Here is a 22,248-nt window from a genome sequence, read left to right on the forward strand (position 1 = left end):
GGCGGTGGCAAGGGAAGGGAATCCGCAACATTCTGCCAGCTCGGCCGACCAGTTGCCAAACCGGATCCGTGTGTCACCCGGCCGCGCGTCATGGATCGAGGGTATCCGCGCCGAATTGCCGTGGCGTTAGAGAAAACTCGCGGTCGAGGGGGAACATCCGGTGAACAATCACACCGCGGCCGGTCGACCCGCGGTGAGCTGACCATCCAGTGGATCGTCGGCCACGGCCCGGCGCACCCACACCTCGTCCAGCCCACCACAGCGCTGGCGCACCTGCCACTCCGGCACCGCCAGCGGGTGGTCGATGCGGCGGTGGATCCCGCGGCTCTCGGTGCGCACCAGCGCGCTGTAGCCCGCCCAGCGCGCGACGGCCAGCAGCGCCGCCGCCTGCCTGGCCCGGATCTGCGCGGCGCCGATGCCGCCCAGTTCGAACTGCGCGCCCGGCCACATGATGTCCAGCTCGGCGATGCTGTCGGCCAGGCTACCCGCGCTGCGCCGGTAGCTGCGCCGCAGCGGCAGGGTGTGCTCCTGCACCAGCCCGATCACCGAGCGCGGATCGATGTGGGCGTGCGGTCCGAGACCGGCGCCCGCGACCGGTCGCGCGCTGGTCGCTCGTTCGGTGGCCACCGCGAAGGCGGCGGCGCCCTCCCCCGCCCAGGTCCCCGAGGCCAGCGCCCACGCGCCGCTCAGGCCCCCGGTCGCGCCCGCCGCGCCCGTGACGACCTCGCGCCCGGCCACCGCGCCCGCGACGTAGAGCCCGCGCACGGTGGTCGCGCAGTCGGGTCCGGTCAGCGCCACCCCGCCCGCGCCGAGAACCGTGCCCTCGAGGACCGCGCGCACCGGCACCCGGCCCGCGGCGTCGACCGCGCCGTGCCTGCTCAGCCAGTGCCGGACGGTGTCGGGCACCTCGTGCAGCGCCGCGAAGACCCGCCCGCCGTCGGCGAGCGCGGCCAGCGCCGCCGGGTACCGGCCGGGGAGCTCGGCGCCCGCCTCGTCGTACAGCGCGGCGAAGCGCACCGAGAGGCCGGGGGCGACGGCCGGATTCGGATGCACCCTGGCGAGCACCGGTGCCAGGCCGTAGGCGCTGGAGAATTCCATCCCGGACAGCTCGGCGCCCGCTTCGGCCGCCATCAGCAGGCCCTCGCCGGTGTTCACCTCGGTGCCAGCGCCCCCGGACAGGAACGCGCAGCCACCGGTGGCCACGACGACCGCGCCCGCCCGGACGGTCCACGGCCGGAACCGGTTGTGCCGCTGGATGCCAGCGGCGCCGACCACCGTGCCCGCCGGGTCGACGAGCAGTTGCAGCGCCGGATGATGATCGAGAATGCGCACGCCTGCCTCCAGCGCGCCCCGGCGCAGCCTGCGCAGGTAACTCGCGCCGTCCAGGTGCACCACCGGCGGATCGCCGCCCGCGGTGTCGGGTACCCGATGCCGGGTACCGGACCAGACCTGCAGACGGCGGTGGGTCTCGTCGACGACCCGGTGCAGCCAGCCCGCGTCAGCGAGGCCGCCGCCGCGGGCCAGTGCCGTGTCGACGACGTCGGCGCGGCTGTGACCAGGCGCGACATCCCAGATCATGGTGCTGCCGTAGACCGTCGGACCGCTGGACCCGCACCGGCTCTTGTCGACCAGAACGACCCTGGCACCCGTGGCCGCGGCCGAGACGGCGGCCCAGAGCCCGGCGGGTCCGCCGCCGAGGATCAGAACATCCGTCTCGATGTTGCTCACAATGAGAAATATTCGGGCACAGTTCACCCGGGCGCAACCATTACGCGCTCGTCAACTCCACCATTGTGTCCAAAGCAGTGCACCGGTCGTGATCATCACGATCGCCGAGGCGGTGAACGCGGCGAGGCCGCGGTTCCGATCGGCGTAGAGCTGGGCGGCCACCACGACCAGCGCCGCGAGCACATGCCAGGTCAGCGATTCGGCCCCCGGCCCGGGGAAATCCCGGCGCGAGCCCATCACCGCGGCCCCGATCACCACGCAGAGCAGCACGACCACCCCGCCCGCGACGAGGCTGCTGAACCCGCGCACCACTGTCACGGGGCGATCACCGGCACTCCGCTCGCCTTGCCGATCAGCGCCTCGAACTGTTCGGGATCGGTCCGGCAGGCGCCGATCTCGATGGTCTTGTTGCTGCCGTGGTAGTCCGACGACCCGGTGCGCAGCAGGCCGAGTTCGGCCGAGAGATCGGTCAGCACCGCGCGATCGGCGTCGCTGTGATCCGGGTGGTCGATCTCGAGGCCACCGAGGCCGAGTGCGGCCAGGTCCCTGATCTCGTCGAGGGCGAGCAGTCGGCCGCGCTTGCGCGCCCGCACGTGGGCAAGCACGCTGACCCCGCCAGCGGCCGCGATCAGCTGGACCGCGCGGGTCAGCGGGGTATCGGCCTTCTCGGCGTAGTACGGGCCGTGCGGGGCGAGCAATTCATGGAACGCGGCGTCGACGCTCTCGACCACCCCGGCCTCGACCAGCGCCCGCGCCAGATGCGGACGCCCGGCCGCCGGGCCCGCACCGGCGAGCACCGCGTCGGGATCGATGGGCAGCCCGTCGGCGACCATCTTGTCGGCCATCGCGCGGACCCTGGCCACCCGCTCGGCGCGCAGGCGTTCGCGTTCCTCGGCGAAACCGGCGTCGGTGGGATCGAACAGGTACGCCAGCAGATGCACCGGGACTGGCCAGCCGTTCTCGCCCATCCCCTGGCACGACATCTCCATGCCGCGCACCAGCGTCAGCCCCGGCGGGCAGGCCGCCTCGGCCTCGGCCCAGCCGGCGGTGGTGTCGTGATCGGTGATCGCGACGACGTCGAGACCGGCCGCGGCGGCGTTCCGCACCAGCTCGGCCGGGCTGTCGGTGCCGTCGGAGGCCGTCGAATGGGTATGCAGATCTATGCGCACACCCTCAGTCTTACAGTGCCGTCTCGACCGGCGCGCGGTCCGCCGCCGAGACAGCGCGGGCCGTAGCATCCATCTCGTGCCTTCGCTACCGCAGATGCCGTCGTTCCGTGGGCCGGGCCGGTCCGGTCCGACGCGGCCGCGGATTCCCGTGCCGACGGCGCGCGCCATTGTCGACTGCGGCGTCTACGTCGACGGGAAACGGTTGCCCGGCCACTTCACCCCGGAGCGGGCACTGACGGCGGCGAGCGAGTCCGGCACCGGTTTCGTCTGGCTCGGGCTGCACGATCCCGACGAGGGACAGATGACCGAGATCGCCCGGATCTTCGGCCTGCACCTGCTGGCCGCGGAGGACGCGGTGCAGGGCAGGCAGCGTCCCAAGCTGGAGCGCTACGACGACACGCTGTTCCTGGTGATGCGCACCGTCAGCTACGTCGAGCACGACATCGACGCGATCAGCGAGATCGTCGAGACCGGCAACATCATGGTCTTCACCGGACCGCATTTCGCGATCACCGTGCGCCACGGCGAGCACACCGCGCTGGCCGGATTACGCCACGAACTGGAGGGCAAGCCCCACCAGCTGCGGCTGGGACCGTATTCGGTACTGCACGCCGTCGCCGACCACGTCGTCGATTCCTATGTCGAGGTCTCGGAATCGGTCGAGTCCGATATCGACGAGATGGAGGAGGCGGTGTTCACCCCCGCCTCCAAGATCGGCATCGGGGCGATCTATCAGCTCAAGCGCGAAGTGGTCGAATTGCGCAGGGCCGTTTCGCCGTTGGGACCACCGCTGCAGGCGCTCGTGCACAGCCAGGATTTTCCGGTGCCCAAGGAGATCCGCCGGTACCTGCGCGACGTCGCCGACCACCACACCAGCGTCACCGAGCACATCACCTACTTCGACGAATCGCTGAGCGGCCTGGTCAATGCGGCGCTGGCCAAGATCAGCGTCCAGCAGAACACCGACATGCGCAAGATCGCCGCCTACGCCGCCATGGCCGCCGTGCCCACCATGATCGCCGGTGTCTACGGCATGAACTTCGACCACATGTGGGAGCTGCGCCAACCGTGGGCGTATCCGGTGGTGCTGATCATCATGGCCGTCGTCTGCGCGGTGCTGTTCCGCAGCTTCCGCCGCAGCAAGTGGATCTAGAGGTTCACCGCACCGCGCGCGGGGTCGCGGATGTCGATGCCCGCCTCGGCCCAGGCGTCGCGCAGGGCTCGAGCGCCGCGGACGCGGACCCAGGCGGCCTCGGTCGCGGTGATCGGGGTGACGCTGAGATACCGCACCGGCTCGGCGGGTTCGGGCAGGGCGATCTCGGCGACGTCGCTCTCGCCGAGCAGGACCGCGGTGAAGGTGGCGTTGTGCCACAGCGGTTCTCCCAGGTCGAGCAGCGCGTCCGCCTGGAGGACAACGCCTTCCACCGAGGGTGTCGCGACGAGCACGCCGAGCGTGCGGACGACGCCGGCCTGCGGACCCGCGCCCAGCAGCAGGGTCAGCACCAGTTCGGCGCGCGGGCCGCGGACCGGATCGGCCAGCAGATCGGCGGGATCGCCCATCGGATGGCGGGATCCGCCCAGCGTCGCGTAGTGCACCGCGCCGTCGCCGGGGATGCGCAGGATCTCGATCGGTTCCAGGCCGAGGAAGGTCACCGAGGCCGAGTCGACCCGGTCCCGTTCCACGCCGTAGTGGTCCAGCACCGCGGTGCGGACCGTGTCCACCACATCCATTGCGTCACAGGGCCAATCGGGCCAGCATGTCGCGGGCGCGCTCGGCGGTCTTCGGGTCGCACAGGACGTCGTAGCGGCCGGCGACCAGCTGCATGGTCGAGGCGAAATCGCGCTGGCCCTTGGTGGCCGCGTACGGGATCGAGGTGGTGATCACGCCGAACACGATGCCGCCGAGCAGGCCGACGACCAGCGGGCCGAGGGCACCGCCGGTCGTGGTGAACAGGCTCAGCAGCAGACCGAGGAACAGGCCGAGCCACGCGCCCGAGACCACGCCGCCGCCGATGACCTTGCCCCAGGTCAGCCGGTACAGCACCCGCTCGACCTGCATGAGGTCGACGCCGACGATGGTCACGTCCTGCACCGGGAACTGCCCGTCGGCCAGGTAATCGACCGCGCGCTGTGCCTCGGCGTAGGTCGGATACGAGCCGACCGGCCAGCCCGACGGCGGCGTCGGCAACGCCTGCCGTCCGCGATTCGGGTTGCCCAAGGGATTCGTCATAGTCCCATTCTGCTAGTTCTGGACCGCGTGTGGCGGAGTGAAACGCGTTGTGCGCGTCATTCCCGCAGCTCGCCCCTTCTCCGCTATGACCTGTGCCATCTTCGCGCTGGCTTCGTCGATCATCTCATCACCCAGCATGACGGCGCCGCGAGCGCCGCCCGCGGCAGAGGTGTGGAAGGCGTAGGCCTCCAGGATCAGCTCGGCGCGGTCGTAGTCGCCCTGGCGCGGGCTGAAGATCTCGTTGCAGGCGTCGATCTGATCGGGGTGCAGCACCCACTTGCCGTCGAAACCGAGCGCGGCGGTGCGTCCGGCGGCCCGGCGGAACCCGTCGACATCGCGGACCTGCAGGTAGGGACCGTCGATCGCCTGCAGGCCGTGTGCGCGAGCCGCGAGCAGGATGGTCATCAGGATGTGGTGGTAGGCGTCGCCGACGTCGTAGCCCACCGGCTGCTCGCCGACCACCAGCGTGCGCATATTGATACTGGCCATGAAATCGGCCGGGCCGAACACCAGCGCCTGCACCCGGGGGCTCGCGGTGGCGATCGCGTCGATATTGCGCAGGCCGAGGGCGTTCTCGAGCTGCGGCTCGATCCCGATCCGGCCGACCTCGAGCCCGCTCGCCTTCTCCAGCTGGGTGAGCAGCAGATCCAGTGCCTGCACCTGGCCCGCGTCGGTCACCTTGGGCAGCAGGATCGCGTCGATCGCGGCGCCCGCGCCCTCGACGACGGTGATCACGTCGGCGTAGGTCCACTCGGTCGACCAGTCGTTGACCCGGATCACCCGCAGCTGCGCGCCCCAGCCCGGTTCGTTCAGCGCGGCGACGATATTCGCCCTGGCCGCGGTCTTGGCGCCCGGCGCGACGGCGTCCTCGAGATCGAGGAAGACCTCGTCCACCGGCAGGCCCTTGGCCTTGGCGATCATCTTCGGATTGCTGCCGGGTACGGCCAGCACTGATCGGCGGGGCTTCATGGGCCCTCCTCCTTTGTTCGTCACACCGGCCGTGGCGTGTGGTGACCGGCCGTTGTGGACCGCCTAGCCTGAGGGTCATGGCAACCACCAGGGTGTACGTCGCCCGGCTCGCCGGCCTGACGGTGCTGGGTCCGGACGGGGAGTCTATCGGCCGGGTCCGCGACGTCGTCGTGGCCGTCCGGCACGGGCGGCAACAACCGCGGGTGCACGGCCTGGTCGTCGAATTGGTCACCCGGCGGCGGATTTTCGTGCCGATGCTGCGCGTCACCGCGATCGAGCCGGGCATCGTCACCCTCAATACCGGCACCGTCAGCCTGCGGCGTTTCGCCCAGCGACCCGGCGAGATGCTGGCGCTGGCCCAGATCGTGGACTCGCAGGTGCGCGTCGACGATCCCGGTCTGCCGGCTCTGGACGGTGTCGACGTGTACGTGGCCGACCTGGGCATCGAGCAGACCAGGACCAGGGATTGGGTGATCGGCCGGGTCGCGGTGCGCGGGCACCGGCGGATCGGGCGCAGGCGCACGGTGCACGTGGTGGACTGGTCCCAGGTCGAGGGGCTGACCCCGGCCGAGGTCGGCAGGCCCGGCCAGGACGTCACGACCCTGCTCGAACAGTTCGAGGGGCTGCGCGCGGCCGATGTCGCGCACCGGTTGCGTGAGCTGCCGGAGAAACGCCGGGTCGAGGTGGCGATCGCGCTCGACGACGAGCGGCTCGCCGACGTCGTCCAGGAGCTGCCCGACGACGACCAGGTCGACCTGCTCGGCCACCTCGAGGTGCGCCGCGCGGCCGACGTGCTCGAGGCGATGGACCCCGACGACGCCGCCGACCTGCTCGGCGAACTACCCGAGAGCGAAGCCGAATCCCTGCTGGCCCTGATGGACCCGGAGGAATCCGAGCCGGTCCGCCGGTTGCTCGCGCACTCCCCCGACACCGCGGGCGGTCTGATGACCTCCAAACCGGTCGTGCTCAGCCCGTCGACCACCGTCGCCGAGGCACTTGCCCGGGTCCGCGACCCCGACCTCACCCCGGCGCTGGCCTCGATGGTCTTCGTCGTGCGCCCGCCGACGGCCACGCCCACCGGCCGCTACCTCGGCTGCGTGCACATCCAGCAGTTGCTGCGGGAGCCACCGGCGCACCTGGTCGGCGGAATCGTCGACACCGATCTGATGCCGCTGGCACCGGAGCTGCCGCTCTCGGCGGTGACCCGGTACTTCGCCACCTACAACCTGGTCAGCGGCCCGGTGGTCGACGCGGAGAACCATCTGCTCGGCGCGGTGACCGTCGACGACGTCCTCGATCATCTGCTGCCCGAGGACTGGCGCGAAGAAGAAGAGCAGCCGTTCGCCCATGCCGAAAGGGCACCGCGTGAGTGAGAAGAACCCCGCCCGTCAGCGGCTGGAAACCCCGGTCGGCTCGCGGTTCACCCTCGACTGGGACTCCGATGCGTTCGCGCGCAGCAGTGAGCGCGTGGCGCGGTTCCTCGGGACCGGGCGGTACCTGGCGATCCAGACGATCATCGTCATCGTCTGGATCGTGCTCAATGTGTTCGTGGTCGCGCTGCGCTGGGACCCGTACCCGTTCATCCTGCTCAATCTGGCCTTCTCCACCCAGGCCGCCTACGCGGCGCCGCTGATCCTGCTGGCCCAGAACCGCCAGGACAACCGGGACAAGGTCTCGCTCGAGGAGGACCGCAGCCGGGCCGCGCAGACCAAGGCCGACACCGAGTTCCTGGCCCGCGAGCTGGCCGCGCTGCGGCTGGCCGTCGGCGATGTCGCCACCCGCGACTACCTGCGCCGCGAGCTCGAGGAGATCAAGGACGTGCTCGACCGGATCGACGCGGTCACCGTGCCCGGCGGCGCGCCGAAGCCGGAAAAGAAGCGAAAAGCCGTACGCAAGAAAACCTCCGGTCAAACGCCCTCTCCTGCCCCGGTTTCGCCAGGTGGTTCAGACGAGTAACCGGAAATGCTCTACAACTTCCTGACCGGTAGGTAACCTGGATCACGTTGTTCCGGGCGGGCCGGAGGGGGACTCTGCGGTGCCGCTGCTTCGACGTAAAGGGTTGGTGTGGCCGTGCGAATCTCTGCTCCGATAACGATGTCGGCCCTCGTCGTCGCTGGACTCGTCGCCTCCGGGTCGGCCGTGCAGACCGCGACTCCGAGCACGGCCCCCACCGCACCGGAAGCGCTACTCGCCGCGACCGCGAGCACCGCCGAGGACACCCCGGAGACCGATCCGTCCGAGATCGTGGGGCTGCTGCCGATCGCCCAGGAGGCGCCGCGCAAGTTGCGCGCGCTCAGCCCGTCCGCGAACAGCCTGGCGCCCTTCGCCGGAACGGTTCCGTTGCAGAGCATCTCGCTGCCCACCGGCAGCGGCGCGCTCGGCATCCCCGAGATCGTGCTCGCCGCCTACCGCAACGCGGAGCTGGCGCTCGAGACCGCCCAGTCCGGCTGCGGGCTCACCTGGAACCTGCTGGCCGGCATCGGGCGCATCGAATCCGGGCACGCCAGCAGCGGCCGCACCGACGCCGCCGGCACCTCGACCACCCCGATCTTCGGCCCCGCGCTCGACGGCACACTGCCGGGCAACGAGATCATCAAGGAGGCCGACGGCGGGTTCGTGCGGGCCGTGGGCCCGATGCAGTTCCTGCCGAGCACCTGGGCGCTCTACGCCGCCGACGGCAACGGCGACGGCACCGCCGACCCGCACAACGTCTTCGACGCCGCGCTGGCTGCGGGCAAGTACCTGTGCTCGGGCGGGCTGAACCTGCGCGACGCGTCGCAGGAACTGCGCGCGGTGCTGCGCTACAACAACTCGATGTCCTACGCGGCCAATGTGCTCAGCTGGTCAGCGGCCTATCGCACCGGCGGCGCGCCGAGCTCGGTCGCCATCTCCCCCGACATCGTGCCGCCGGGCAGCGCGCCGATGGTCTCGCCCAATGTGCTGGCCGCCTCGACCGACGCGCCCGTCACCGCGGCGCCGCCGTCGACGACCAACCAGCTGCCGCCGAACACGCCGCGGGTGACCACGCCGACCCAGGTGATGATCACCCTGCCCGGCCTGCCACCGATCCCCTGCGGCATCTTCTGCCCCGCCCCGGTCGCGCCGGCGCCCGAGGTGTGCGTGAGCGACCCGGCGCCGGCCCAGATGCCGAACCCGCTCGAGCCCGCGCAGCCCGTCGAGCAGACCTACGGCGCTGCGGCGCCGAAGGATCCGGCGCAGCCCGAGCAGGTGAGCCCCGAGCAGCAGGCGGCCGAGCAGCAGGCAAAGGCGCCGGTGTGCACTCCGGCCACGACGGTCGAGCCCGCGCCCGCCGAGTCGAAGGCGCCCGCCGCGCCGGAGAAGACGCCGGAGCCGGGCATCGAGCCGACCGAGGAGCCCGCGCCCGTCGAGCCCGCGCCGGTGGCGCCGACCCAGCAGCCGGGGATCACGTTGCCGTTCAACATCGTCATCCCGCTGCCGCCCGGTCCGCGCCGGCCCCCTAGAGATCAAACCGAAATACAGGTCACGGAGGGGTAACAAAAAGGTCTCGGGTGCGGTAATCTCTTCTCATCCAACACGGTTGAGGAGGGCACCACACAGTGGGTCGTCATCGGAAACAGCCTGCTACGACGGTTCGACGTAGCTCGCTCATCGCACTGACCGGATTGGTCCCCGCCGGACTCGTGGCCGTCACCGCCGCCGCGACCGACGCGACCATCGCCAGCAACGCAGCTGTCGAGCACGACCTGCCCGGCTCCGACGCCGAGGCCGCGCCGGAGCTCGCCGCCGCACCGCAGGCCGACATCGCCGAGATCGCCCACGCGGAGGCGCGCCAGTCGCCTTCAGCCGCGCCGGTCGTGAAAACCGTTGCACTGCCGGATGATCGCGCGGCCGCCGACCTCCCCGCGGGCCCGCTCGGCATCCCGGGCATCGCGGTCGCCGCCTACCAGAGCGCCGAACAGCAGCTGGCCGTGGAGAACCCGACCTGCGGGATGTCCTGGTCGCTGCTGGCCGGCATCGGCCGCGTCGAGTCCACCCACGCGTACGGCAAGGCCGACGCGGACGGCAACCCGATCAAGGCCGTCTACGGTCCGGTCCTGGACGGCAGCCTGTACGGCAACAACGTCATCCACGACAGCGACGGCGGCGAACTCGACGGCCTCGGCGGCTACGACCGCGCCATCGGCCCGATGCAGTTCCTCCCCGAGACCTGGCACCGCTACGCCGCCGACGGCAATGCCGACGGCGTCGCCGACCCGCAGAACCTGTTCGACGCGGCCCTCACCGCGGGCCGCTACCTCTGCGACGGCGGCCTCAACATGCGCGACCTCTCCCAGCAGTCCAAGGCGATCCTGCGCTACAACAACTCCATGGCCTACGTAGCCAACGTCATGGCCTGGTCCACCTCCTACTCCAGCGGCCTCGCCCCCAAGCCCTCGGACCTCCCCCGCATCTGAAGCCACGCAGGACATGGCTGTGAGCGGGATCAGCCCCGCCGACCGCGCTCGAATTACCAGGAGCATAAAATCGGGCATATGCCAGTGATTACGGAAGCGGATGTGCGGGCCGCGCTCGCGAAGGTCGACGACCCGGAGATCCGCAAGCCGATCACCGAGTTGGGCATGGTCAAGAGCATCGCCATCGCCGAGAGCGGTGACGTGCACGTCGAGGTGTATCTGACGACGTCGGGCTGCCCGCTGCGGACCGAGATCGTCCAGCGGGTGACCAAGGCCGTCGCCGATGTGCCCGGCGCCGGTGCGGTGACCGTGGATCTCGACGTGATGAGCGACGAGCAGCGCACCGAGCTGCGCAAGTCGCTGCGCGGCGACTCGGCCGAGCCGGTGATCCCGTTCGCCCAGCCCGGCTCGCTGACCCGCGTCTACGCCGTCGCCTCCGGCAAGGGCGGAGTCGGCAAGTCCAGTGTCACCGCCAACCTGGCCGTCGCGCTGGCCCAGCGCGGCCTGTCGGTCGGCGTACTCGACGCCGATATCTACGGCCACTCGATCCCGCGCATGCTCGGCACCGACGCCCGCCCGACCCAGGTCGAGCGGATGATCATGCCGCCGATGGCGCACGACGTGAAGATGATCTCGATCGCGCAGTTCACCCAGGGCAACACGCCCGTGGTGTGGCGCGGTCCGATGCTGCACCGCGCGCTGCAGCAGTTCCTCGCCGACGTGTTCTGGGGCGACCTGGACGTGCTGCTGCTCGACCTGCCGCCCGGCACCGGCGACGTCGCGATCTCCATCGCGCAGCTGATCCCCAGCGCCGAGATCCTGGTCGTCACCACCCCGCAGATCGCCGCCGCCGAGGTGGCCGAGCGCGCGGGCGCGATCGCCCTGCAGACCCGCCAGCGGATCGCCGGCGTGGTGGAGAACATGTCCTGGCTGGACCTGCCCGACGGCTCCCGGATGGAGCTCTACGGCTCCGGCGGTGGCCAGGTCGTGGCGGATCGGCTGACGCGCGCGGTCGGCTCGACGGTGCCGCTGCTCGGCCAGATCCCGATCGAGCAGGCCCTGCGCGAGGGCGGCGACGCGGGCACCCCGATCGTCCTCGGCGACCCGGACAACCCGGCCGCCAAGGCCCTGCGCGAGGTCGCCGACAAGCTCGCCGTCCGCAAGCGCGGCCTGGCCGGCATGTCCTTGGGCATCGATACAACTCGCCACCTGTAGAGGCGGAAATGACGCTGCTGCTCTATGTGCTGATCGTCGGACTGGTCGCGGCCATGTTGTTCCTCGTGGCGAGCGCGGTGTTCGGGCGGTCCGAGGAACTCGGGCCGCTGCCCGAGGGCACGACGGCCACCGTGCTGCCCGCGCACGGCGTCACCGGCGCCGATGTGCGCGCCTTGCGGTTCCAGCAGGTGGTGCGTGGCTACAAGGCCGGCGAGGTCGACTGGGCGCTGGGCAGGCTGGCCGAGCGGATCGACGAGCTCGAACTCGAACTGGCGCACCTGCGTCAATGGCAGGCGCAGGTGACGGCGAGTCAGGATCGTTCGTGACCGAGCTCGCCGATGACGGGCAGGAGCGCTGCCCCTGGTCGACCGGATCCGCGCTGTATCGCGACTACCACGACACCGAGTGGGGCCGGCCCCTGCACGGTGACGACGCCCTGTTCGAACGGCTGTGCCTCGAGGCGTTCCAGTCCGGCCTGGCCTGGATCACCGTCCTGCGCAAGCGGCCCGCGTTCCGCGCCGCGTTCGCCGGCTTCGAGATCGCGAAGGTCGCCGAGTTCGGCGACGCGGACCGCGAGCGGCTGCTGGCCGACGCCGGCATCGTCCGCAATCGCGCCAAGATCGACGCGGTGATCGCCAACGCGCGGGTTGCTCGGGACCTTCCGGTGGGTCTGGACGAGCTGCTGTGGTCCTTCGCCCCCGCGCCACGCCCGCGCCCGGCGACGATCGCGGAGGTGCCCGCCACCACACCCGAATCCATTGCTCTGGCAAAGGAATTGAAGCGTCGCGGCTTCAGTTTCGTCGGCCCGACGACGGCGTATGCCCTCATGCAGGCGACCGGGATGGTGGACGATCACCTGGAGGTTTGCTGGGTGCGCCCGGCCGCGAACGGAACCGACTCGCGAGTCACATTTCGTACTCAGGTGTCCGCCCGCGACGGCAATAGGGAAGAATAGGACCGGTGTGGCCCGCCGAACACCCGGCGAGCCCGCTGGTTGGCGACAACCGGCAGACGAGAATCAGTGCGCAGACAGACCGCGCAGATCTGGAGGGAGCAGAGGATGGCGGCCATGAAGCCCCGTACCGGGGACGGTCCCCTCGAGGCAACCAAGGAAGGTCGTGGAATCGTCATGCGGGTTCCACTCGAGGGTGGCGGGCGTCTGGTCGTCGAACTCACACCGGATGAGGCTGCGGCGCTCGGTGACGAACTGAAGAGCGTCACCAGCTGACGGCACTCACCGAGGTGGCCGCACTCCTGGCCTGCCCGGAGTGCGGCGACGAACTGCACGCGCGCGATCGCGCGCTGCGCTGCGGTACCGGACACAGCTTCGACATCGCCCGGCAGGGCTATGTCGGGCTGCTGACCGGCGCATCGACGAAGATGACCGGCGACACCGCCGAGATGCTCGACGCCCGCGCCGCGTTCCAGGGCGCGGGGCACTTCGCCCCCATCGCGGCGGCCGCGACACACGCGTTCGCGACGCCCGCCGCACAGCCCGGCGACGCCATACCCGAGGTGATCCTCGAGGTGGGCGCGGGCACCGGCTACTACCTCGCCGCGATCCTGACCGCCGAACCCAGGTTCTTCGGCATCGCGCTCGATGTCGCCAAGCCCGCCGCGCGCCGGGCGGCCAGGGCGCACCCGCGCATGGCCTCGGTGCTCGCCGACGCCTGGCGTGGTCTCCCGATCCGCGATCACTCCCTCACCGGCGTGCTGTCGGTGTTCGCGCCGCGCAACCCCGCCGAGGTCGCCCGGGTGCTCGCACCCGGCGGCCGCTTCGTGGTGGTCGCCCCCACCGCCGACCATCTGAGCGAGCTCGTCGGCCCGCTCGGCATGGTCCGCGTCGACCCCGACAAGGAGCGGCGGCTCGCCGATTCGCTCGCGGGATTGTTCACCCGCACGGCCCACACCCGCGTCGAGTTCCCGATGAAACTGACCCACCGCGACGTCACCGATGTCATCGGGATGGGCCCGTCGGCCTTCCACGGCGCCCCCGCCGACGATCCACGCATCGCGGCGCTGCCCGACATCACCGAGGTCACCGCCTCGGTCACGGTGTCGACCTACGTCCCGGCAAGCTGACCGCCGGCTACTTCAGGACACTCCGATAGACCTCGACGGTCTGTTCGGCGATCCGGGCCCAGTCGAATTGCGCGATGGCGCGCGCCCGCCCGGCGTCCCCGTAGCGCCGCGCGAGGGCCGCATCACCCGCCACCGCGTTGACGGCGGCGGCGAGGCCGTGTTCGTACTCCGTCGTCGCCCCCGCGTCGTAGTGCACGAGCCGACCGGTGACCCCGTCGTCGACGACCTCCGGGATGCCACCCACATCGGAGGCGACGACCGCGGTGGCACAGGCCATGGCCTCCAGGTTGACGATGCCGAGCGGCTCGTAGACCGAAGGACAGACGAACACCGCGGAGGCCGTGAGGATCTGGCGGACCTGCTCGGTCGGCAGCATCTCCTTGACCCAGAACACCGTGCCGCGCTCGCGCTGCAATCCGTCGACGGCGGCGGCGATCTCGAGTTCGAGTTCCCTGGTGTCGGCCGCGCCCGCGCACAGGACCAGCTGGATGTCGGGGTCGAAGTCGGCGGCGGCGGCGAGCAGGTGGCCGACGCCCTTCTGCCGGGTGATCCGCCCGACGAAGGACACGATCGGCAGGTCGGCACGCACCCCGAGCCGTTCCAGCACCGGCGTCTCGTCCCCGGTGGGCGGGCCCGGATGCCAGACCGTCGCGTCGATACCGTTGTGCACCACGTGGACCCGGCCGGGGTCGATCGCCGAATAGGCGTCGAGCACGTCGTGGCGCATGCCCTCACTCACCGCGATCACGGCGTCGGCGTACTCCATCGCATTGCGTTCCGACCACGACGAGAGCCGGTACCCGCCGCCCAGCTGCTCGGCCTTCCACGGCCTGCGCGGCTCCAGCGAATGCGCGGTGAGGATGTGCGGGATGCCGTAGAGCGCGCCGGCGAGATGCCCCGCGAGACCCGCGTACCAGGTGTGCGAGTGGACCACGTCGACGGCGCCGACCGCGTCGGCCATCCGCAACTGCGCCGACATCATCTGCAGCGCGGCATTGGCGGCGTAGAGCTCGGGGTCGGGCCGGTGCACGACGGCGCCGGTGCGCGGCGCGCCCATACAGTGCACGGTCACCTCGGCCAGTGCGCGCAGCCGAGCGGTGAGTTCGGTGACATGAACTCCCGCACCGCCGTACACCTCGGGCGGGTATTCCCGGGTCAGCATGGCGACCCGCAGCTGTTCCGCCGGCTCCTGGTCGCTGTCGGTGCCATAACTCACTGGTCCAAATTAGACCCTCGGGTCGACATGAGCCACCGTTGCGGCGCCCAGCCTGTACTTTGAGCAGGGTGAGGAGCCAGCCGCACGTACTCGGGATCGTGCTCGCCGGTGGCGAGGGCAAACGACTGTTTCCGCTCACCGCAGACAGGGCCAAGCCGGCGGTTCCGTTCGGCGGCGCGTACCGGCTGATCGATTTCGTCCTGAGCAACCTCGTGAACGCGGGCTACCTGCGCCTGTGCGTGCTCACCCAGTACAAGTCGCACTCGCTGGACCGCCATATCTCGCAGACCTGGCGGCTGTCCGGTTTCACCGGCGAGTACATCACCCCGGTGCCCGCCCAGCAGCGGCTCGGGCCGCGCTGGTACACCGGCAGCGCCGACGCGATCATGCAGTCGCTCAACCTGATCTACGACGAGGACCCCGATTACATCGTCGTCTTCGGCGCCGACCACGTGTACCGGATGGACCCGGAGCAGATGGTCGCCAGCCACATCGCCTCCGGCGCCGGTGTGACCGTCGCGGGCATCCGCGTGCCGCGCAGCGAGGCGAGCGCGTTCGGCTGCATCGACTCCGACGAGTCCGGCCGGATCACCCAGTTCCTGGAGAAGCCCGCGCACCCGCCCGGCACACCCGACGACCCGAACGTGACGTTCGCGTCGATGGGCAACTACGTGTTCACCACCCGGGTGCTGGTCGACGCGATCCGCGCCGACGCCGAGAACTCCGACTCCGACCACGACATGGGCGGCGACATCATCCCGGCGCTGGTCGCCGCGGGCAAGGCCGCCGTCTACGACTTCGCCGACAACGAGGTGCCCGGTGCCACCGAGCGCGACCGCGGCTACTGGCGCGACGTCGGCACCATCGACGCCTTCTACGACGCGCACATGGACCTGGTCTCGGTGCACCCGGTGTTCAACCTCTACAACAAGCACTGGCCGATCCGCGGCGCCGCCGAGAACCTGCCGCCCGCCAAGTTCGCCAGGGGCGGGCTGGCGCAGGAGTCGATCGTGGGCGCGGGCTCGATCCTGTCGGCGGCCACCGTCCGCAATTCGGTGCTCAGTTCCAACGTGATGATCGACGACGGCGCCACCGTCGAGGGCAGTGTGCTGATGCCGGGGGTGCGGATCGGGAAGGGCGCGGTCGTGCGGCACGCGATCCTGGACAAGAACGTGGTGGTCGGCGAGGGCGAGATCATCGGCGTCGACCTGGAGCGCGACCGGGAGCGGTTCGCGGTCAGCAACGGCGGGGTGGTCACCGTCGGTAAGGGAATCTGGGTCGGTTAGCAGCGCGAGGCGCAGAGCAGCCCGTCACCGATCGGGATGAGCACGCTGGTGAGCTCGGGGTTCTCCGCGATGGCTCTGGTCGCCGCGCGGACCGCCAGGGTGGCCGGGTCGCGCTGGGACTGGTCGGGCACGCGACCGCCGAGCAACGCGTTGTGGAGGATGATCGCGCCGCCTTCCCGCAGCAATCGGACGCCCTGCTCGACGTAGTGCGGGTGTTCCATGGGGGCGGCGTCGACGAAGACGAGGTCGTAGGCGCCGTCGGCGAGCCGGGGTAGGACGTCGAGGGCGCGGCCGTTGATCAGCCGGGTGCGCGCGGGCGGGATCTCCGCGGTGCGGAAGGCCTCCTTGGCCGCGCGCTGATGCTCGGGCTCGGAGTCGATCGTGGTGAGCGTGCCGTCCTCGCGCATGCCGTCGAGCAGCCACAATCCGCTGATCCCGGCGCCGGTGCCCACCTCGACGACCGCGCGGGCACCCAGCATCTGGGCGTACATGCTCAGCAGGGCGCCGACGGAGGCGGGCACCGGAACGGCGCCCAGCTCGGTGGCCCGCTCACGCGCGTCGAGGAGGACTTCGTCCTCGACGACGGACTCCTCCACATAGGCCAGGTTCCGCTCCACGTTCGATGCCACAGCTATGAGGCTAGGGCACCGACCCGGTCTGTGTATTCAGCGAATGCGCCGATCGCCATAAGTGTCGCGTACCGATCGAACAATTGCCGCAAGTTTGCGGAAAGGTCACGAAGGGGCTGGAACTGCTGTTTTTCCCTGGCCGGCGCGGCTAGGGTCGGCATCGGTATGGATTCTCAGGTCCCCCTCAGGATCTCCACATCTGACCCATATCGGGGCAGGAAATAGTTGCCCTACGCAAGGCCAGCCGATCGCGGCGGGTACGAGACGCGGGAACAACCTCACACAGTTGCTGGTTGATTCCGATAGCAAGGTTCGCTGACCCGGACCGGCGTGGTTTCGTGCCAGCGGTCCCGAGTAGGAGGTGTCCCATCCCGATGGTAGACACGGCGCGTCACGCCACACCGACCGATCAGACTCTCCCCGCCGATTTCCTCGCCGCCGAGGGCGAGCAGCTCGACGCCGAACTCACCGGCACCGCCGCCTTCGACGCGACCGGTGATCGCACGGTCATGCCCTCCTGGGACGAACTCGTCCGCGAACACGCCGACCGGGTGTATCGCCTGGCCTATCGCCTCTCCGGCGACGCGCAGGACGCCGAGGACCTCACCCAGGAGACCTTCATCCGGGTGTTCCGCTCGCTGCAGAACTACCAGCCGGGCACCTTCGAGGGCTGGCTGCACCGCATCACCACGAACCTGTTCCTGGACATGGTCCGCCGCCGCAACCGCATCCGGATGGAGGCGCTGCCCGAGGACTACGACCGGGTGCCCGCCGAGGGCCCGACCCCGGAGCAGTCCTACCACGACGCCCGCCTGGATCCCGACCTGCAGAAAGCACTGGATTCGCTGGCGCCGGAGTTCCGTGCCGCCGTGGTCCTGTGTGATATCGAGGGCCTGTCCTACGAGGAGATCGGCGCGACGCTCGGCGTGAAGCTGGGTACCGTGCGCAGCCGGATCCATCGCGGGCGGCAGGCACTGCGCGAATACCTTGCGCATAATGGAACTGAGCAGCGGTACTCCGCTGACGCCTACGCAGGGTGACGCAGTTGTCGGCGTCACCGGGCTTCTCGGTTGATGTCGGTCGGAAGGATGAACGCCGTATGAGCGTGGACCCCAGTGCCTCAGGTCGTACAGGTCGTACCCCGCGCTTTCAGCCCACCGAGCACCTGGCCAGCGAGGCGATCGCAGCCTACGTCGACGGCGAGCTGCGCATGAACGCGTATCTGCGCGCCGCCCAGCATCTTTCGGTGTGCCCGGAATGCGCGGCCGAGGTCGACGCCCAGCAGCAGGCGCGCATCGCGCTGCGCCGGGCCGCCGAGGTGGCCGTGCCGCGCAGCCTGCACGACAGCCTGACCCGGATCCCGCTGGCCGAACTGCCCGGCACCACGGCCGAGCCGCCGCGCCGTAACGAGGCATTTCTCGGATTCATCACCGATTCCTTCACCGCGACCCGGTGGACAACCTGGCGGCGCAAGTAGAGTCACGGGCGTGACAGGCGAATCGACGAATTCCGGATCGACCGAACACGCGGATTCGGCGGCCGACCGGGGGAACCTGCGGCCGTCGGGCGCGCCGAACCTCGGCCCGCGCCCGGTGTACCGGCCGCACATCGACAGTCATACCGCGCGCGCGTTCCGTCGCCCGAACGGCCAGAGCGGCTCGTTCGCACCGCACGACCCGCAGCGGTCGGGTCCGGCCGCCGATGCCGATCAGCTGGTCAGCCAGCGCCCGCCGGACGGTGTGCTGGCCGAGGCGTTCTCCCGCCCCGAGGGCTCCGACGAGCTGCTACAGCGCGAACCGGGATCCGACGAGCCGCGCACCGTCGTCGCCGGTCCGGTCGATCCCTGGCGTGATCCCGCCGCCACCGCGCGCCTCGGCGCGCCCGCGGTCGAGACGCCCGAACCCGAGCGCCTGCCCGTCGCCCCCAAGCTCACCGCCCGCGAGGTGCTGTTCGGCTCCCGGGTCGCCCCCAAGGCGCTGGCCCTGCTGGCCGTGCTCGCGCTCGGCATCGCCGTGCTCGGCGGACTGGTCGGGCGGATCACCGCCGAGACCGCGTCGACCCTGACCTCCCGCAAGGTCACCCTGGACCAGACCGCGGGCATCGAAGAGCCGCACAGCCGGATCGCCGCGGTGGCCGACGCCGTGCTGCCCTCGGTGGTCTCCATCCGGGTCACCGTGGGCGACAACGGCGCGACCGGCTCGGGCGTCGTCATCGACGGGGCGGGCTATGTCGTCACCAACAACCACGTGATCTCGATGGCCGCGACCGACAAGTCCGATCGCGCCGCCATCCAGGTGCAGTTCTCCGACGGCACCCGGGTGCCCGCCGAGATCGTCGGCCGCGACCCCAAGACCGACCTCGCCGTGCTGAAGGTCGAGGCCAAGAATCTGACCGTGGCCAATCTCGGCAAGTCCTCCGACGTGCAGGTCGGCGACGACGTGCTCGCGGTCGGTTCGCCGCTCGGCCTGAGCAAGACCGTCACCTCCGGCATCGTCAGCGCACAGCACCGCCCGGTGAAGCTGGCGGGCGAGGGCAGCGACACCAACGCCGTCATCGACGCCGTGCAGACCGACGCCGCGATCAACCCCGGTAACTCCGGTGGCGCGCTGGTCGACATGCAGGGCCGGGTGATCGGCATCAACACCGCGATCCGCAGCGAGACCGGCGGCTCGGTGGGCCTGGGCTTCGCCATCCCGGTCGACGTGATGCAGACCGTCGCCCAGACGCTGATTCGCGACGGCCAGATGCACCACCCGGTGATCGGCCTGAGCGCGCGCACCAAGACCGTCGCCAACGAGGTGATGAGCGGTGCCGCCGTCGCCGATGTGACGCCGGGCAGCCCCGCGGCCAAGGCGGGCATCGTCGAGGGGGATGTCATCGTGAAGATCGGCGACCGTGAGGTCACCGGGCCGGACGAGCTGGTCGTCGCCGTGCAGTCGCGCAAGATCGGTGAGACGGTGAACGTGCAGTTGATCCGTGATGGCAGGCAGGTGGACGTCCCGGTCACGCTCGAATCCGACTGAGCCGCGACCGCGCCGTCCAGGTAGCCTGGACGGCGTGTTCAGCAACATCGGGTGGAGCGAGATGATGATCCTGCTCGTCGCCGCCCTCGTGATCCTCGGCCCGGAGCGCCTCCCCGGCGCGGTCCGGTGGACCACGCGTTCCCTTCGCCAGGTGCGCGACTACGCCAGTGGTGCCACCTCGCAGCTCAAGGAGGAGCTGGGGCCGGAGTTCGACGAGCTGCGCAAGCCGCTGGCCGAACTGAACGAGCTGCGCAACATGAGCCCGCGCGCCGCGGTCACCAAGCACCTGCTGGGCGGTGACGATTCGGTGCTGCGCGAGCTGGAGACCGCGGTGCCCGACAAGCAGCAACTGTTCGGCACGAGCAGCGGGATGCCGGGCGGACCGACGTCGTCCTCGCCCTCGCTGTCGAAGCCGCTGGCGCACAACGAGCGCCCGCCGATCGACTTCGACGCCACCTGAGCCCCCAGATCACACCGCACGGTCGGCATTTGCCACGGGGTCGCGCGACCCGGACACAGCCGCGGCTACCTCGTAATATTGTGATAGCCGACAAGTCGGACCTGATACGCGTTGTGCCGCAATACAGTTCGATGTCAACCGATATAGACACGGAATGCTGTCGAGCTGTCTAGACTTCGCACATGTCGGCCGATGACGTGGCACGAGTCTTCGCGATCGAGGACAAGGTCGAGAGACTCAAAGCAGCCACCGACGGAGTGGCAGCTGCCCAGCAGACCATCAACGAACTCACCAGGATCAGGCGCGCCGTGATCCGCGAACTCCATGCCGAGGGCTGGACGTTCGCCCGGATCGGGGCCGCCGCCGGCCTCTCGCGTGCGCGCATCCACCAGGTGAGTACCCAGGGACCGGTCCCCGAGGGCCTGTTCTTCGGGCACGGCACGCTGACCGTGCTCGCGCCCGAGGTCCGCGCGGGGCGGCTACTCGGCGCCCCCGACCCGGGCGCGGCCCAGCGCCTGGCCGAGCTGCTGCGCCAGCTGGGCTTCGTGGCGAATGTGGAGACCTTCCTGCCCGGCAGACCGGTCGACCTCAATCGCGACGGCCTGGTGATCCTCGGCGGGCCCGAGCTCTCGCCCAGCCTGCGCCAGCTGGTGGTGGCCGATCCGCGCCTGCGCCGGACCGTCACCCGCGCCGGCGACACCCGGCGCGGCATCGAGGACCGGGCCGCGCGCCGCGTCTACCGGCCCGGCGGCACCGAACCGCACGACATCGCCTACCTCGCCCGGCTGCCCCGTCCGGACCGGCGCGGCAGCGTCATGCTGATCGATGGACTGCACCCGCCCGGCTCCCTGGGTGCGATCCGATTGCTGGCGACCCGGCTCGCCACCCTGCACGAACGCGCGAGCAGTCATCTGTTCTCGGTACTCATCGCGGTCCGATACGACCGCACGTCCGGCGAGCCCCTAGACGCCGACCTTCTCACCCCGGTTTATCGGCACGAAACCGACCCACGGTTGGCTACGACCCGGGTTCGTCCATAGTTAGATCTAAACTTAGCTCACTTTGTGATCTGCATCACGCTATTGTTATGCAGCACAGAACGCCGACGATGTTTAGATTGCTAGCGAGTAACCGAATGTGAGTAGGTGAGCGTCACATGTTCTCGTCTCCCGAGGCCAGCGCGTGCCGGGTCCTGCCCGTGCGGGCGGCAGGCACCCAGGATCCCCGACCCGTCCCCCCGTTCGAGGCCGAGTCGACCGCGGACGACGTCATCGTCGCGACCCATCGCCTCACCTACAGCGACCGCCTGAAGGTCTTCATCGGCCCGCACGAGGACGTGGACAGCTTCCTGCGCCCCCTGCGCCGGATGGACGGCAGGCAGCGCTACGCGCTCGATCTGACCGTGCTGCCCGAACCGATGCCGGCCACGGAGGTCACCACCGCCGTCAGCGGCGCCCGTGGCGATCTCGCCCTGCAGTGCGCGGGATCGGCCGACGCGATGACCCTCCAGCTACGCGTGACGATCGACCACATCACCCGCCGCTACACCCTCGGATTCCCCGGCGGCCGGCTCGGCCTGCCGACGGTCTACCTGCCGCACGGCGACGACGACACCTACGTCTACCCCGAAGAGGTGTTCACCGCCGAGCGCGCGGCGGAGGTCTTCCGCCGCTTCTTCCACGACGGCGCGATCCCCGCCGACCTGCAGCACCGCGAGATCCTCGACTGATCCACGCTCGCCGCGCGCAGATGCTGCGCGATAGCTAGGCTGGTCACAACGGTCACGATGCCTCATCGGTGGCCGT

Annotated in this window: 25 protein-coding genes; 17 read left to right on the plus strand and 8 right to left on the minus strand. The window is 70.2% G+C overall.

Features of this window, described 5'->3' with window-relative positions:
* Positions 1-168: 168 nt before the first annotated feature.
* From NV348_RS08655 to NV348_RS08665, 3 genes are read right to left on the minus strand one after another with little or no spacing between them, the layout of a single operon-like run.
* A complete protein-coding gene (locus NV348_RS08655; protein ID WP_447146560.1) occupies positions 169-1,728 on the minus strand; it encodes an FAD-binding protein in 1,560 nt (519 codons plus the stop codon).
* A gap of 51 nt (positions 1,729-1,779) precedes the next feature.
* The gene (locus tag NV348_RS08660; RefSeq protein ID WP_447146561.1) at positions 1,780-2,046 is read right to left on the minus strand and encodes a hypothetical protein; all 267 of its coding nucleotides are present in this window, start codon (positions 2,044-2,046) and stop codon (positions 1,780-1,782) included.
* Complete coding sequence (locus NV348_RS08665) at positions 2,043-2,897, minus strand: PHP domain-containing protein (RefSeq protein ID WP_447146562.1); 855 nt, start codon at positions 2,895-2,897, stop codon at positions 2,043-2,045. The genes NV348_RS08660 and NV348_RS08665 overlap by 4 nt, the downstream gene beginning before the upstream one ends.
* 76 nt (positions 2,898-2,973) lie before the next feature.
* Here NV348_RS08665 and NV348_RS08670 point away from each other — a divergent pair, with 76 nt between their 5' ends.
* The gene (locus NV348_RS08670; protein ID WP_447146563.1) at positions 2,974-4,050 is read left to right on the plus strand and encodes a magnesium and cobalt transport protein CorA; all 1,077 of its coding nucleotides are present in this window, start codon (positions 2,974-2,976) and stop codon (positions 4,048-4,050) included.
* On the opposite strand, the gene NV348_RS08675 is transcribed toward NV348_RS08670, so the two are convergent.
* The 3 genes from NV348_RS08675 to NV348_RS08685 are packed head-to-tail and all read right to left on the minus strand — an operon-like array spanning position 4,047 to position 6,096.
* Positions 4,047-4,628 carry a suppressor of fused domain protein gene (locus NV348_RS08675; protein ID WP_447146564.1) on the minus strand — a complete coding sequence of 194 codons (582 nt, stop codon included), beginning with the start codon at positions 4,626-4,628 and terminating at the stop codon, positions 4,047-4,049. The genes NV348_RS08670 and NV348_RS08675 overlap by 4 nt on opposite strands.
* Positions 4,629-4,632: 4 nt before the next feature.
* A complete protein-coding gene (locus tag NV348_RS08680; RefSeq protein ID WP_019048869.1) occupies positions 4,633-5,127 on the minus strand; it encodes a YflT domain-containing protein in 495 nt (164 codons plus the stop codon).
* A 12-nt stretch (positions 5,128-5,139) separates the two neighbouring features.
* Complete coding sequence (locus tag NV348_RS08685) at positions 5,140-6,096, minus strand: HpcH/HpaI aldolase/citrate lyase family protein (RefSeq protein WP_447146565.1); 957 nt, start codon at positions 6,094-6,096, stop codon at positions 5,140-5,142.
* A 77-nt stretch (positions 6,097-6,173) separates the two neighbouring features.
* On the opposite strand from NV348_RS08685, the gene NV348_RS08690 reads away from it, so the two are divergent.
* The 9 genes from NV348_RS08690 (at position 6,174) to NV348_RS08730 (ending at position 13,829) form a co-directional block, all read left to right on the plus strand.
* On the plus strand, positions 6,174-7,469 hold the full coding sequence (locus NV348_RS08690) for a magnesium transporter MgtE N-terminal domain-containing protein (protein WP_447146566.1): 1,296 nt from the start codon (positions 6,174-6,176) through the stop codon (positions 7,467-7,469).
* Positions 7,444-8,052 carry a DUF1003 domain-containing protein gene (locus tag NV348_RS08695; RefSeq protein WP_447146567.1) on the plus strand — a complete coding sequence of 203 codons (609 nt, stop codon included), beginning with the start codon at positions 7,444-7,446 and terminating at the stop codon, positions 8,050-8,052. The genes NV348_RS08690 and NV348_RS08695 overlap by 26 nt, the downstream gene beginning before the upstream one ends.
* A 138-nt stretch (positions 8,053-8,190) precedes the next feature.
* On the plus strand, positions 8,191-9,612 hold the full coding sequence (locus NV348_RS08700) for a lytic transglycosylase domain-containing protein (RefSeq protein WP_447146568.1): 1,422 nt from the start codon (positions 8,191-8,193) through the stop codon (positions 9,610-9,612).
* A gap of 62 nt (positions 9,613-9,674) precedes the next feature.
* On the plus strand, positions 9,675-10,532 hold the full coding sequence (locus NV348_RS08705) for a lytic transglycosylase domain-containing protein (protein ID WP_447146569.1): 858 nt from the start codon (positions 9,675-9,677) through the stop codon (positions 10,530-10,532).
* 78 nt (positions 10,533-10,610) lie between these two features.
* Entirely contained in the window at positions 10,611-11,747 is a 1,137-nt protein-coding gene (locus NV348_RS08710) for an Mrp/NBP35 family ATP-binding protein (RefSeq protein ID WP_447146570.1), read from the plus strand.
* Positions 11,748-11,755: 8 nt separating this feature from the next.
* On the plus strand, positions 11,756-12,073 hold the full coding sequence (locus NV348_RS08715) for a DivIVA domain-containing protein (RefSeq protein WP_447146571.1): 318 nt from the start codon (positions 11,756-11,758) through the stop codon (positions 12,071-12,073).
* Positions 12,034-12,702 carry a DNA-3-methyladenine glycosylase I gene (locus NV348_RS08720; RefSeq protein ID WP_447146572.1) on the plus strand — a complete coding sequence of 223 codons (669 nt, stop codon included), beginning with the start codon at positions 12,034-12,036 and terminating at the stop codon, positions 12,700-12,702. Before NV348_RS08715 ends, NV348_RS08720 begins: the two co-directional genes overlap by 40 nt.
* Before the next feature lie 105 nt (positions 12,703-12,807).
* Complete coding sequence (locus tag NV348_RS08725) at positions 12,808-12,975, plus strand: DUF3117 domain-containing protein (RefSeq protein WP_011211259.1); 168 nt, start codon at positions 12,808-12,810, stop codon at positions 12,973-12,975.
* Positions 12,976-12,989: 14 nt separating this feature from the next.
* Positions 12,990-13,829: a putative RNA methyltransferase gene (locus tag NV348_RS08730; protein ID WP_447146573.1), complete on the plus strand. Its 840-nt coding sequence runs from the start codon at positions 12,990-12,992 to the stop codon at positions 13,827-13,829.
* A gap of 7 nt (positions 13,830-13,836) precedes the next feature.
* Here the strand turns inward: NV348_RS08730 and glgA are convergent, their stop codons facing one another.
* Complete coding sequence (glgA, locus tag NV348_RS08735; RefSeq protein ID WP_447150984.1) at positions 13,837-15,003, minus strand: glycogen synthase; 1,167 nt, start codon at positions 15,001-15,003, stop codon at positions 13,837-13,839.
* A 110-nt stretch (positions 15,004-15,113) separates the two neighbouring features.
* On the opposite strand from glgA, the gene glgC reads away from it, so the two are divergent.
* Positions 15,114-16,331: a glucose-1-phosphate adenylyltransferase gene (gene glgC / locus NV348_RS08740; RefSeq protein WP_447146574.1), complete on the plus strand. Its 1,218-nt coding sequence runs from the start codon at positions 15,114-15,116 to the stop codon at positions 16,329-16,331.
* Here the strand turns inward: glgC and NV348_RS08745 are convergent.
* A complete protein-coding gene (locus tag NV348_RS08745) occupies positions 16,328-16,960 on the minus strand; it encodes an O-methyltransferase (protein WP_447146575.1) in 633 nt (210 codons plus the stop codon). The two genes, glgC and NV348_RS08745, sit on opposite strands and share 4 nt — an antisense overlap.
* A gap of 374 nt (positions 16,961-17,334) precedes the next feature.
* Here NV348_RS08745 and sigE point away from each other — a divergent pair, with 374 nt between their 5' ends.
* The 6 genes from sigE to NV348_RS08775 all read left to right on the plus strand — a co-directional run bounded on the left by sigE (position 17,335) and on the right by NV348_RS08775 (position 22,172).
* Positions 17,335-18,000 carry an RNA polymerase sigma factor SigE gene (gene sigE, locus NV348_RS08750; RefSeq protein ID WP_447146576.1) on the plus strand — a complete coding sequence of 222 codons (666 nt, stop codon included), beginning with the start codon at positions 17,335-17,337 and terminating at the stop codon, positions 17,998-18,000.
* Positions 18,001-18,059: 59 nt separating this feature from the next.
* Positions 18,060-18,437 (plus strand): zf-HC2 domain-containing protein, encoded by a 378-nt coding sequence (locus NV348_RS08755; protein WP_447146577.1) that lies wholly within the window; start codon positions 18,060-18,062, stop codon positions 18,435-18,437.
* A 10-nt stretch (positions 18,438-18,447) separates the two neighbouring features.
* A complete protein-coding gene (locus NV348_RS08760) occupies positions 18,448-19,983 on the plus strand; it encodes a S1C family serine protease (protein ID WP_447146578.1) in 1,536 nt (511 codons plus the stop codon).
* Between the two features lie 34 nt (positions 19,984-20,017).
* Positions 20,018-20,443, plus strand: a complete 426-nt coding sequence (tatB, locus tag NV348_RS08765; protein ID WP_447146579.1) for a Sec-independent protein translocase protein TatB — start codon at positions 20,018-20,020, stop codon at positions 20,441-20,443.
* 182 nt (positions 20,444-20,625) lie between these two features.
* On the plus strand, positions 20,626-21,483 hold the full coding sequence (locus NV348_RS08770) for a hypothetical protein (RefSeq protein ID WP_447146580.1): 858 nt from the start codon (positions 20,626-20,628) through the stop codon (positions 21,481-21,483).
* Positions 21,484-21,599: 116 nt separating this feature from the next.
* Positions 21,600-22,172, plus strand: a complete 573-nt coding sequence (locus NV348_RS08775) for a hypothetical protein (protein ID WP_447146581.1) — start codon at positions 21,600-21,602, stop codon at positions 22,170-22,172.
* Positions 22,173-22,248 lie beyond the last annotated feature (76 nt).

The organism is Nocardia fodinahabitans (assembly GCF_052983615.1).